Annotated in this window: 9 protein-coding genes; 7 read left to right on the top strand and 2 right to left on the bottom strand. The window is 61.1% G+C overall.

Translation table 11 applies throughout. The features are described from left to right. Positions 1-886 precede the first annotated feature (886 nt). Together ACIO0C_RS03855 and ACIO0C_RS03850 are read left to right on the top strand one after the other, a co-directional pair. The gene (locus tag ACIO0C_RS03855; protein ID WP_401308032.1) at positions 887-1,939 is read left to right on the top strand and encodes a WD40/YVTN/BNR-like repeat-containing protein; all 1,053 of its coding nucleotides are present in this window, start codon (positions 887-889) and stop codon (positions 1,937-1,939) included. A 28-nt stretch (positions 1,940-1,967) separates the two neighbouring features. Further along, positions 1,968-4,352, top strand: a complete 2,385-nt coding sequence (locus tag ACIO0C_RS03850) for an RND family transporter (RefSeq protein WP_401308029.1) — start codon at positions 1,968-1,970, stop codon at positions 4,350-4,352. Positions 4,353-4,442: 90 nt separating this feature from the next. Here ACIO0C_RS03850 and ACIO0C_RS03845 read toward each other — a convergent pair whose 3' ends face one another. After that, positions 4,443-5,162 (bottom strand): FadR/GntR family transcriptional regulator, encoded by a 720-nt coding sequence (locus ACIO0C_RS03845; RefSeq protein ID WP_401308026.1) that lies wholly within the window; start codon positions 5,160-5,162, stop codon positions 4,443-4,445. Between the two features lie 120 nt (positions 5,163-5,282). Beyond that, positions 5,283-7,019: an IlvD/Edd family dehydratase gene (locus tag ACIO0C_RS03840; RefSeq protein WP_401308023.1), complete on the bottom strand. Its 1,737-nt coding sequence runs from the start codon at positions 7,017-7,019 to the stop codon at positions 5,283-5,285. A 193-nt stretch (positions 7,020-7,212) separates the two neighbouring features. Between ACIO0C_RS03840 and ACIO0C_RS03835 the strand changes: the two genes are divergently transcribed. The 5 genes from ACIO0C_RS03835 to ACIO0C_RS03815 all read left to right on the top strand — a co-directional run bounded on the left by ACIO0C_RS03835 (position 7,213) and on the right by ACIO0C_RS03815 (position 12,828). Then, positions 7,213-8,535 carry an MFS transporter gene (locus tag ACIO0C_RS03835; protein WP_401308020.1) on the top strand — a complete coding sequence of 441 codons (1,323 nt, stop codon included), beginning with the start codon at positions 7,213-7,215 and terminating at the stop codon, positions 8,533-8,535. Between the two features lie 82 nt (positions 8,536-8,617). Continuing rightward, the gene (gene araD1, locus ACIO0C_RS03830) at positions 8,618-9,610 is read left to right on the top strand and encodes an AraD1 family protein (RefSeq protein ID WP_401308017.1); all 993 of its coding nucleotides are present in this window, start codon (positions 8,618-8,620) and stop codon (positions 9,608-9,610) included. Positions 9,611-9,620: 10 nt separating this feature from the next. Next, a complete protein-coding gene (locus ACIO0C_RS03825) occupies positions 9,621-11,201 on the top strand; it encodes an aldehyde dehydrogenase (NADP(+)) (RefSeq protein ID WP_401308014.1) in 1,581 nt (526 codons plus the stop codon). A 165-nt stretch (positions 11,202-11,366) separates the two neighbouring features. Then, positions 11,367-11,666 carry a DUF5629 family protein gene (locus ACIO0C_RS03820; protein ID WP_401308011.1) on the top strand — a complete coding sequence of 100 codons (300 nt, stop codon included), beginning with the start codon at positions 11,367-11,369 and terminating at the stop codon, positions 11,664-11,666. Beyond that, complete coding sequence (locus ACIO0C_RS03815) at positions 11,659-12,828, top strand: lactonase family protein (RefSeq protein WP_401308008.1); 1,170 nt, start codon at positions 11,659-11,661, stop codon at positions 12,826-12,828. Before ACIO0C_RS03820 ends, ACIO0C_RS03815 begins: the two co-directional genes overlap by 8 nt. The last annotated feature ends 37 nt before the right edge of the window (positions 12,829-12,865 follow it).

Raw genomic sequence — 12,865 nt, 5'->3', positions numbered from 1 at the left:
GTCGTCGTCATAGCGCTTGGACATTGCTAAACACCTTCGCCCTCTTGAATGAATGAGTCAATCAACAAGGGCGACAGGTAGCCTGACACGGAGGGCAAACGCCAAAAAAAGTAAGCAAAAAAAGGCTCGCCCCGAGCGTCCGGCCCCTCGCTGGGGCTCGGAGTTCCTTCGCTCCGGTATCCATCCGGGGACACTGCCCTCCGGTTGGCTTCGCTGCACCTACATGCAGCGTGTTCGACTGCGTCGAACGGCGCTGCGCGCCACTCCCCGGATGAACACCTCCGCTCAGCCTCCCGAAGGGGCGGGTGGATCACAATCAAAAGCAAGCGAGGCGAGCTGACACTCGACCTGTTTTGGGGGACGTACCCAATCTCCCGTAGGAGCCAGGCTTGCCGGCGAATCAGGCGCTGCGGTGTCTCTGTTGCACCGCGCTATCGTTCTTCGCCGGCAAGCCTGGCTCCTACAGGGCAATCGCGGACAGACCTGCAATAAGGTCGGCTGTCAGGCCGCCTCGTTCTGGCTGTTGCTTTGGCTTTTGATTTTCTTGCCCCATCGCGAGCAGGCTCGCTCCTACAGGCTTTTCCAAGTGACTCGCTGTAAGAGCGAAACCATAAGTGGCCGTTACCTAAATAACGGATATGTACACCGCAATCACCCCACCCAATACCCAATCATTCAGCAACCCCCCATCCCCCCTCCGGTTAACAAAACATAACGTGCCGTCGATTGTCAGCCGTCGAAAAACACCGATAGGATAAGCCAGCTTCCGAAGGGGCTCTGGATTGCGGGTTTCAAGACTATGCTTTGAAAAAGGTCATCCCGTGAACAACCCCTTTCGGCGCCCTGAAAGGTTGAACGACCTAACAATAATAAAGGGGGAAGGTCTATGAGTGAGCCTGTCATGGGTGTGGGTATCTGCCGCCCGCCGGCATTGCGCAAGTTCGCGTTGCTGGCTACAGCGCTCTCGCTGTTGGGTTGTGCCGTGTGGTCGGCACCGGTGCTGGCCGCTGACGCGCCGGCATCCGACGTGGTTTATTCCGTTGAATCGGCCAAGGCCAGCAAAAGCCTGGTGCTCGATGTCGTGCATGCGGGCAAGCGCCTGGTGGCGGTCGGGGATCGCGGGCACATTCTGTATTCCGATGACCAGGGATCGACCTGGACCCAGGCCAAGGTGCCAACCCGGCAGCTGCTGACCTCGGTGTTCTTTGTCGATGACAAGCGTGGCTGGGCCGTCGGGCATGACGCGCAGATTCTCGCCAGCGACGATGGCGGTATCACCTGGACCAAGCAATTCGAAGACCTGAAACGCGAATCGCCGCTGCTCGATGTCTGGTTCCAGGACGCCAACAGCGGCTTTGCCGTTGGCGCCTACGGTGCGTTGATGGCCACCACCGACGGTGGGAGAAACTGGGAAGACGTCAGCGATCGCCTGGACAACGAAGACCAGTTCCACCTCAACGCCATCACCGCGGTCAAGGATGCCGGCCTGTTCATCGTCGGCGAGCAGGGCAGCATGTTTCGCTCGGCCGATTGGGGCCAGACCTGGGAAAAGCTCGAAGGTCCGTACGAGGGTTCCCTGTTCGGTGTGATCGGCACCGCGCAACCCAACACGCTGTTGGCGTATGGCCTGCGCGGTAATCTTTACCGCTCCACGGATTTCGGCAGCACCTGGGAGCAGGTCGAGCTCAAGGCTGAACGCGGAGACCTGGAGTTCGGTCTGTCCGGCGGTACATTGCTTGACGATGGTTCCATTGTGATCGTCGGCAACGGCGGTTCGGTGATCAGCAGCAGCGACAACGGTGAAACCTTCAGCGTCTTCAACCGTCGGGATCGAATCTCGCTCTCATCGGTCGTCGCCGCGGGGAACGGCAATCTGATTCTGGCTGGACAGGGCGGCGTTCGCGCCACTTCGCCAAATGGCGCTGAGCTGGGCAAATGAGCCGGGTTAATAATAAGAAGGCGTAGCTATGACATCCTTAAGCACCCATCATCAGGACAAGGCGACGTTTCTTGAGCGCCTGATCTTCAACAACCGCCCGGCAGTTATCTTCATCTGCCTGCTGGTCAGTGTTTTCCTGTTCTGGCAGGCGACGCTGATACGCCCGTCCACCAGCTTCGAAAAAATGATCCCGCTCGAGCATCCGTTCATTCAAAAGATGATGGAGCACCGCAACGATCTGGCGAACCTGGGCAACACGGTACGCATTTCCGTGGAAGCCACCGATGGCGACATCTTCTCCAAGGAGTATATGGAGACGTTGCGGCAGATCAACGACGAGGTGTTCTACATCTCCGGCGTTGACAGATCCGGCCTCAAATCGCTGTGGAGCCCGAGCGTACGCTGGACCGAGGTGACGGAGGAGGGCTTTGCCGGCGGTGAAGTGATCCCGCAGAGCTACAATGGCTCCCAGCAAAGCCTCGATTTGTTGCGCAACAACGTGCTCAAGTCCGGGCAGGTGGGGCGGCTGGTGGCCAACGACTTCAAGTCGAGCATCGTCGACATCCCGCTGCTGGAGTCCTACCCGGACCCACAGGACCAGGGCAAGTTGCTGGCGCTGGACTATCGCAAGTTCTCCCACGAGCTTGAAGACAAGATCCGCAACAAGTTCGAAGCACAGAACCCCAACGTGAAGATCCACATCGTCGGTTTCGCCAAGAAGGTCGGCGACCTGATCGACGGCCTGGTGATGGTGGTGATGTTCTTCGGTGTCGCCTTCGTCATCACCCTGATCCTGCTGTACTGGTTCACCAACTGCATGCGCAGTACCGTGGCGGTATTGAGTACCACGCTGGTGGCGGTGGTCTGGCAGCTGGGGCTGATGCACTTTTTCGGTTTCGGGCTCGATCCGTACTCGATGCTGGTGCCGTTCCTGATCTTCGCCATCGGTATTTCCCACGGCGTGCAGAAGATCAACGGTATCGCCCTGCAATCCAGTGAAGCGGAAAACGCCCTGACGGCGGCGCGGCGCACCTTCCGCCAGCTGTTCCTGCCGGGGATGATCGCGATCCTCGCCGATGCAGTGGGCTTCATCACGCTGCTGATCATCGATATCGGTGTGATCCGTGAGCTGGCCATCGGTGCTTCCATCGGTGTGGCAGTGATTGTGTTCACCAACCTGATCCTGCTGCCGGTGGCGATTTCCTACGTCGGCATCAGCAAGCGCGCCGTGGCTCGCAGCAAGAAGGATGCGATCCGCGAGCACCCGTTCTGGCGCCTGCTGTCGAACTTCGCCAGCGCGAAAGTTGCACCGGTGTCCATTTTCCTGGCGCTGGTCGCCTTTGGCGGTGGTCTGTGGTACAGCCAGAACCTGAAAATCGGTGACCTCGACCAGGGTGCGCCGGAGCTGCGTCCGGACTCGCGCTATAACAAGGACAACAACTTCATCATCAGCAACTATTCCACCAGTTCCGACGTGTTGGTGGTGATGGTCAAGACCAAGGCTGAAGGCTGCTCGCGCTACGAAGCCATGGCGCCGATCGACGAGCTGATGTGGAAGATGCAGAACACCGAGGGCGTGCAGTCGGCGATCTCGCTGGTCACCGTGTCCAAGCAGATGATCAAGGGCATGAACGAGGGCAACCTGAAATGGGAAACCCTGTCGCGTAACCCTGATGTGCTGAACAACTCCATCGCCCGTGCCGATGGCCTGTACAACAACAGCTGTTCATTGGCACCGGTGCTGGTGTTCCTCAACGACCACAAGGCCGAAACCCTGGATCGTGCGGTGCATGCGGTGCAGGAGTTCGCCAAGGAACACAACACCGAGAACCTGGAGTTCATCCTGGCTGCCGGTAACGCAGGTATCGAGGCGGCCACCAACGAAGTGATCAAGAAGTCCGAGCTGACCATCCTGATCCTGGTGTACATCTGCGTCGCGGTCATGTGCATGATCACCTTCCGTTCCTGGGCGGCGACCTTGTGCATCGTGTTGCCGCTGGTGTTGACGTCGGTACTGGGTAACGCCCTGATGGCCTTCATGGGCATCGGCGTGAAAGTCGCGACCCTGCCGGTGGTGGCGCTGGGCGTGGGCATCGGCGTGGACTACGGCATCTACATCTACAGCCGCCTGGAAAGCTTCCTGCGTGCTGGCTTGCCGTTGCAGGAGGCGTACTACCAGACGCTGAAATCCACCGGCAAGGCCGTGCTGTTCACCGGCCTGTGCCTGGCCATCGGCGTGTGCACCTGGATCTTCTCGGCCATCAAGTTCCAGGCCGACATGGGCCTGATGCTGACCTTCATGCTGCTGTGGAACATGTTCGGTGCACTGTGGCTGCTGCCGGCACTGGCGCGGTTCCTGATCAAGCCGGAGAAGTTGGCGGGGCAGAAGGGCAATTCGCTGTTTGCTCACTGATCCCTGGCTGAAACAAAAAAGCCGCAACCATGGTTGCGGCTTTTTTTTTATCTGAAATACACATCAGTTCCCACATTGGTTTTGTGGTGATCAGGCGGGATCGGCGCCGAGCACCACATTCAACGCACTGCGTGCGTCATCAAGCTGTACCAGCGTCGCATGCCGTGCACCCAGTGCATCACGGTTCTCGATTGCCGTGAGAATCGCCTTGTGCCGAGGCAACGCCAGTTCATGCAGGTTCGGCCGCTGGTTGGAATGCTTCAATGCTTCGGCAATGGCCACTGAGAGCATATTGCACAGGTTGGCCAACAGGTCGTTGTGGGTGGCGTCGGCAATACGGCTGTGGAAATCAAGGTCCGGTTGCAGCAAGGCTTCGGGTGTCGGCGCGGCCTCCATGCGTTGGTAGGCTTCACCGATGGCGGCGATATCGGCGTCGGTGGCGAACTGTGCGGCGAGGGCGGCGGCGGCCGGTTCGATGATGCTGCGCACACTGGTCAGCAGGTCGAAGAACCGGTTCTGCGGGCTGCTTTGCATCAGCCAATGCAGAACGTCCGGGTCGAGCATGTGCCATTCCTTGCGCGGCTTGACCACCGTTCCGACCCGCGGACGGGAGTACACCAGGCCCTTGGCCACCAGGACACGGGTGGCTTCGCGCAACACCGGCCGGCTGACGGCATATTCTTCGCAGAGCAGGGCTTCGGCGGGCAGTTTGTCGTCCGGCAGGAAACGTCCCGAGACGATCTGCATGCCCAGTTCCTGGACGATGCGCGAGTGCATGCTTTTGCGGTCGGAGGGTTTGCGGTAATCCATGGGGAACGGCGCGGTCCTGTGCGATGGAGATGCCGCGCATGATAGCAGGCGCGGCACAGTCTTGAGGTGATCGTTCCCACGCGGAGCGTGGGAACGATCATTGACAGGGGGATGGTGGTGTTAGTGAGAATGACGCGGTACTTCGGCACCACGGCAGCCAACCAGGAAGTCGAAGTCGCAGCCCTGATCCGCCTGCAAGACGTGGTCGATGTACAGCTGGCGATAGCCACCCACCAGCAACTTTTGTGGCGGCTGCAGGTCGGCCATGCGCGCCGCCAGTTCGGCATCAGGGATATCCAGGTGCAGACGGCCGCTGGCGCAGTCGAGTTCGATCCAGTCTCCTTCCTTCACCGCTGCCAAAGGTCCGCCAGCCGCCGCTTCCGGTGCGACGTGCAAGACCACGGTGCCATACGCCGTACCGCTCATGCGCGCATCGGAAATGCGCACCATGTCGGTCACGCCCTGGGCCAGCAGCTTGGCCGGCAAGCCCATGTTGCCGACTTCGGCCATGCCCGGATAACCCTTGGGCCCGCAGTTTTTCATGACCAGGATCGAGTTGGCATCCACGTCCAGTTCCGGATCGTTGATCCGCGCCTTGTACATGTCGAAGTTCTCGAACACCACGGCCCGCCCGCGATGTTGCATCAATTCGGGCGCGGCGGCGGAGGGCTTGAGCACCGCGCCCAGCGGCGCCAGGTTGCCGCGCAATACGCAGATCCCGCCGTCGGCGCGGATCGGGTTGTCGAGGGTGCGGATCACCTGGTCTTCGCCATAGATCGGCGCATCCTTGGTGTTCTCGCCGATGGATTTGCCATTGACGGTCAAGGCATTCGGGTTCGGGATCAGGTTCGCTTCGCCAAGGCGGCGCAATACCGCTGGCAAGCCACCGGCGTAGTAGAACTCTTCCATCAGGAAACGCCCGGACGGTTGCAGGTCGACGATGGTCGGCATGCCGCGACCAATGCGGGTCCAGTCGTCAAGGTCCAGCTCCACACCGATGCGGCCGGCGATGGCTTTGAGGTGAATCACGGCATTGGTCGAACCGCCGATGGCGGCGTTGACCCGGATCGCATTTTCGAAGGCTTCCTTGGTCAGGATCTTCGACAGTTTCAGATCCTCGCGCACCATCTCCACGGCACGCATGCCGGACATGTGCGCCAACACATAACGGCGGGCATCGACGGCGGGAATCGCCGCGTTGTGGGGCAGGGACGTGCCCAGTGCTTCGGCCATGCAGGCCATGGTCGAGGCCGTGCCCATGGTGTTGCAGGTACCGGCCGAGCGGGACATGCCGCCCTCGGCCGCGAGGAAGTCGTCGATGGTGATGGTGCCGGCCTTGACCTGTTCGCTCAGTTGCCAGACCACGGTGCCCGAGCCGATGTCCTTGCCCTTGTGCTTGCCGTTGAGCATCGGCCCGCCGGTGACCACGATCGCGGGCACGTCGCAACTGGCCGCGCCCATCAGCAACGCCGGGGTGGTCTTGTCACAACCGGTCAGCAGCACCACGCCATCGATCGGGTTGCCGCGAATGGCTTCTTCCACATCCATGCTCGCCAGGTTGCGGGTCAGCATGGCGGTCGGACGCAGGTTGGATTCACCGTTGGAGAACACCGGAAATTCCACCGGGAAGCCTCCGGCCTCGATCACTCCGCGCTTGACGTGTTCCGCGATCTGGCGGAAATGCGCGTTGCACGGGGTCAGTTCCGACCAGGTGTTGCAGATGCCGATGATCGGCTTGCCATGGAACTGGTGGTCGGCGATGCCCTGATTCTTCATCCAGCTGCGGTACATGAAGCCGTTCTTGTCGGCGGTGCCAAACCATTGGGCGGAGCGCAGGGTGGGTTTCTTATCAGACATGATCGATTCTCTTATTGTATGACTAATATGTTCGTGATGAGGCGTAACATAAGCGCAAATTCGCCAGTTTGGAAGAGTTGTTGGTTAAATAGTATTACTATATAGTCGTTTTCAGCGGAGGGATGGCCCTGACGGTCAACGGTGAGAGGCGTCCCCCGAGGTTCTATAAAAACAACAATCGGAGACCGATCTCATGAGCCAGGAACTGCGGCTGATACGTCGCATCACGCTGAAACTGATTCCCTTCCTGATCCTGCTGTACCTGATCGCCTACGTGGATCGCTCCGCCGTGGGCTTCGCCAAACTGCACATGGGCGCCGACATCGGTCTGGGTGATGCGGCGTACGGGCTGGGCGCAGGACTGTTCTTCATTGGCTATTTCCTCCTGGAGATCCCCAGCAACCTGATGCTTGACCGTTTTGGCGCGCGGCGCTGGTTCGCACGGATCATGGTCACCTGGGGCGCCATTACCATCGGCATGGCCTTCGTGCAGGGGCCGAACAGCTTCTACCTGATGCGCTTTCTGCTCGGTGCGGCGGAAGCCGGGTTCTTTCCGGGCGTTCTCTACTACATCACCCAGTGGTTCCCGGTGCGCCACCGCGGCAAGATCCTGGGGCTGTTCATCCTGTCCCAACCCATCGCGATGATGATCACCGGGCCCGTATCCGGCGGTCTGCTGGGCATGGACGGCGTTCTCGGCCTGCACGGCTGGCAGTGGCTGTTCATCGTCATCGGCACCCCGGCGATCTTGCTGACCTGGCCGGTGCTGCGCTGGTTGCCGGATGGTCCGCAACAGGTGAAATGGATGGACCAGGCCGAGAAGGACTGGCTGTCCGGCGAGCTGCAAAAAGACCTGCAGGCCTACGGCCAGACCCGTCACGGCAACCCGCTGCACGCGCTCAAGGACAAGCGCGTGCTACTGCTGGCGCTGTTCTACCTGCCGGTGACCCTGAGCATCTATGGCCTGGGCCTGTGGCTGCCGACCCTGATCAAGCAGTTTGGCGGCAGCGACCTGGTGACCGGGTTCGTGTCATCGGTGCCCTATGTCTTCGGGATCATCGGTCTGCTGATCATCCCGCGCAGCTCCGATCGATTGAATGATCGTTACGGCCACCTGGCAGTGCTTTATGTGCTGGGCGCGATCGGCCTGTTCCTCAGTGCCTGGCTGATCTTTCCGGTATTGCAATTGATGGCGCTGTGTCTGGTCGCATTCGCCCTGTTTTCATGCACGGCGATTTTCTGGACCTTGCCCGGTCGCTTCTTTGCCGGCGCGAGTGCGGCGGCGGGCATTGCCCTGATCAACTCGGTGGGCAACCTCGGCGGCTACATCGGCCCGTTCGTGATCGGCGCGCTCAAGGAATACACCGGCAACCTGGCGTCGGGGCTGTATTTCCTGTCCTGCGTGATGCTGTTCGGCCTGGTGTTGACCGGCGTGGTGTATCGCCAGTTGGAGCGCAAGCACGTGTTGCCGGCGAATGAATTTGCCGCGAGTGCGCGGGGCACCACCCGTACCTGACACAGGCTTGATACGAACCTGTAGGGGCTGGCTTGCCAGCTCCTACAGGGTTTGCGGTGTTTTCAAATAAAAGGAAAAATTCATGCGTTTGGTTCAATTCGAATTGAGTAACGGCGAACGCCGCGTCGGCGTGGTCGAGGGGGCGCAGGTCCTGGAAGTTCGCGAGGCGCGCACGGTTCGCGACCTGGCCCTGGCGGCGATCGAAGCGGGCGTCAATCTGGAGCAACAGGTACAGAGCCTGGGCTTGGGCAGCGGCCACGACTACGCCGAACTGCTGGCACAACTGCGCATCCTGCCACCGCTGGATCACCCCGACCCGGCGCACATGCTGGTCAGCGGAACCGGCCTGACTCACCTGGGCAGCGCGTCGGCCCGGGACAAGATGCACCAGCAGGCCGGTGACGAAGCCGCGATGACCGACACCATGCGCATCTTCAAGTGGGGCGTGGAGGGCGGCAAGCCCGCAGCCGGTGAGGCGGGGGTACAGCCGGAATGGTTCTACAAGGGCGACGGCAGCATCGTTGTGCGCCCCGGCCAGCCGTTCCCGCTGCCACCGTTTGCCGAAGACGCCGGTGAAGAGCCTGAACTCAGTGGCCTCTATGTCATCGGCCACGACGGCAAGCCGTATCGCCTCGGGTTTGCAGTGGGCAACGAGTTTTCCGATCACGTCATGGAGCGCAAGAACTACCTGTACCTGGCTCACTCGAAGCTGCGCAGTTGCAGCTATGGCCCGGAGCTGCGGGTCGGCGAGCTGCCGCAACACCTGGCCGGTACCAGCCGCATCCTGCGCGACGGCCAGGTGCTGTGGCAGAACGAGTTTCTCAGTGGCGAGGCCAACATGTGCCACAGCCTGGCGAACCTTGAATACCACCATTTCAAGTACAGCCAGTTTCTGCGCCCTGGGGACGTGCACATCCACTTTTTTGGCACCGCGACCCTGTCCTTCGCTGACGGCATCCGCACGCAACCGGGCGATGTGTTCGAGATCAGCCAGGGCGAATTCGGCGCGCCGTTGATCAATGGCATCGCTGCGGTCGATGCGGCTTTTGAACCCGGCACTGTCGGCACACTTTGAGGAGTCATGCATGATCCCAATTCTTGGTCACAACTACATCGGCGGCCAGCGCAGTGCGAAGGGCTGCGTGACATTGCACAGCGTCGACGCCGAAACCGGTGAGGCATTGCCCCATGATTTCATTCAGGCCACGCCCGAGGAAGTCGATGCCGCCGCTCGGGCGGGTGCCGCAGCGTACCCGGCTTATCGCACCTTGAGTGCCGAGCGTCGCGCGCAATTTCTCGATGCCATCGCCGATGAACTGGATGCGCTGGGCGATGAATTCGTCAGCCTGGTGTGCCGCGAAACTGCGCTGCCCGCCGCACGGATCATCGGTGAGCGTGGCCGCACCAGCGGGCAGATGCGCCAGTTCGCCAACGTGCTACGGCGCGGCGATTTCTACGGCGCGCGTATCGACCAGGCGCTGCCTGAGCGTCAACCGATGCCGCGTCCCGACCTGCGCCAATACCGTATCGGGCTCGGCCCGGTGGCGGTGTTCGGGGCCAGCAACTTCCCCTTGGCGTTTTCCACCGCCGGTGGCGACACCGCGTCGGCCCTGGCCGCCGGTTGCCCGGTGGTGTTCAAGGCCCACAGCGGCCACATGGCCACGGCCGAGCAGGTGGCCGATGCGATCATCCGCGCGGCAGAAAAAACCGCGATGCCGGCTGGCGTGTTCAACATGATCTACGGCGGCGGTGTCGGCGAAGCGCTCGTCAAGCACCCGGCCATTCGAGCGGTGGGCTTCACCGGTTCGCTAACCGGTGGTCGTGCGCTGTGCGACATGGCGGCGGCGCGCCCACAACCGATCCCGGTGTTCGCCGAGATGTCGAGCATCAACCCGGTGATTGTGCTGCCCCAGGCACTGCAAGCGCGCACGGAAACCATCGCCCGCGGCCTGTCGGCGTCGGTGGTGCAAGGCTGCGGTCAATTCTGCACCAACCCTGGCCTGGTGATCGGCATCCGTTCGCCACAATTCACTGCATTCCTCCAGCTGCTGGCCGACATGATGGCCGATCAACCGGCGCAGACCATGCTCAACGCCGGGACCCTGGGCAGCTATGCAAAAGGCTTGCAAAAGCTCCTTGATCATACAGGTATCGAGCACCTGGCGGGTAGCCCGCAACAAGGGCGTCAGGCGCAACCGCAACTGTTCAAGGCCGATGCCAGCTTGCTGATAGACGGGGATGAAGTGCTGCAAGCGGAAGTGTTCGGCCCGACCACCGTGGTGGTGGAAGTGGCGGATCAGGCGCAATTGAGCGTGGCGCTGAACGGCCTGCATGGTCAATTGACCGCGACGATCATCGGCGAGCCGGCGGACTTCGAGCAGTTCAGTGAGCTGACGGGATTGCTGGAGCAGAAGGTCGGGCGAATCCTGCTCAATGGCTATCCACCCGGCGTGGAGGTCTGTGATTCGATGGTCCATGGCGGGCCGTATCCCGCGACCTCGGATGCGCGTGGCACATCGGTGGGCACCCTGGCCATCGACCGCTTCCTGCGCCCGGTGTGCTTCCAGAATTACCCGGACGGCCTGCTGCCGGATGCGCTGAAGAACGCAAACCCGCTGGGCATCCAGCGCCTGGTGGATGGCAAGCCGACTCGCGACGCCCTTTGACTTGATCGTTCCCACGCTCTGCGTGGGAATGCAGCCCGGGACGCTCTGCGTCCCTTCCAGAGCCGAACGCGGAGCGTCCGTGGAGGCATTCCCACGCAGAGCGTGGGAACGAGCAGTGGGTGCGTGCGCTATCATTGCGTTTTTCCCACTCAAAGATTGACTGCCATGACTGCCGTAACAGACACCTTGCTCAACGCCCTCGAACATTGCGGGATGGTGGAAATCGACGGGCTGCACGCCTTCGAATTCGCCCTTGATGTCGACGACAACCTGCACATCGAATGCATGGACGGTCGAGCGGCCAAGCACTGGGAATTCACCCCGGCACAGGTCCAGGCCGCAACCTTCGACGCCACCCTGCAAAGCTGGCTGATCAACGATAACGACGGCGAACACCGCCTGGTGTGCCTCGGCGACGTCATCAGCGGCGACAACAACGAAGACGACGATCAACAGGATGCGTAACCTCTGGCCACTGTTGATTGCCGGCAGCATCGGCGCCATGGGCGTCCAGGTGGCATCCGCCGATAACTATCAATTGCTCGTGGGTTCGTACACTTCCGGCCAAAGCCAGGGTATTTATCGCCTGAACTTTGACAGTGCGAGCGGGCAGATCGACGCCAGGCCGCTGCAAGTGATCAAGAGCGAAAACCCATCCTGGCTGACCCTGTCCAGGGATCAGCAGCGTTTGTTCGTGGTCAACGAAAATGGCCCGGGCCATAGCGATCCGGTAGGGCGGGTCAGCAGCTATGCCATCGACCCCAAGACCCATGAGCTAACCCTGATCAATCAGGTGCAAAGCCTCGGTAACGAGCCAACGCATTCGAGCCTGAGCCTTGAAGCGAGCCACTTGTTTGTCAGCAACTACTCGGTGGCTGAAGATCCGGGCGGCAGCCTGGCGGTGTTGCCGGTGGCGGCCGATGGCACGCTCAAACCGGTGGTGCAGATGAGCAGCCATCCGGCCAGCCGGGTCAACCCCGAGCGGCAGATGTCGGCGCATGTGCACGCGACGATACCGTCGCCTGACGGCCAATACGTGTTTTCCAACGACCTGGGGGCGGACAAGGTTTTTGTCTACCGCTTCGACCCCAAGGCCAATCCTGACTTGCCGTTGACCCCGGCCGCACCGTCGTTCGTCCAACTGCCGCCCGGTAGCGGGCCGCGCCATTTGCTGTTCAGTGCCGATGGCAAGCACGCTTGGCTGACCATGGAAATGAGTGCGCAAGTGGCGGTGTTCGATTACCGCGACGGCAAGCTCGAGCAAACCCAGATGGTCGACCTGGCTGCCGGTCAGCCCGTTTCCGACAAGGCCGCCGCCGCCTTGCATGCATCAACGGACGGCAAGTTCCTCTATGCCAGCAATCGAGGCACGGCCAACCAGTTGCTGGTGTTTGCCATCGACCCGGCGACGGGCCATCTCAAGGAACTGCAACGGCGCTCGGTGGAGGGGGATCATCCACGGGAATTCAGCCTCGATCCAAGTGGCAAGTTCCTTCTGATCGCCAATCAGAAAAGCAACCAGATCACCGTTGTCGAACGCGATGCCAAGACGGGATTGCTCGGTAAAACTGTGCAAAACCTGCCGATGGATGCACCCAGTGACCTGAAGTTCCTGGTGCGTCAATAGGCCGCAGGCCCCGGTTGATGGGGCCTGCATCCTTCTA

The organism is Pseudomonas sp. NPDC087336, assembly GCF_044744285.1.
GTDB lineage: Bacteria > Pseudomonadota > Gammaproteobacteria > Pseudomonadales > Pseudomonadaceae > Aquipseudomonas.
Note: the sequence above shows the minus strand (reverse complement) of the source record. Positions and strands in the feature narration are given on the sequence as shown.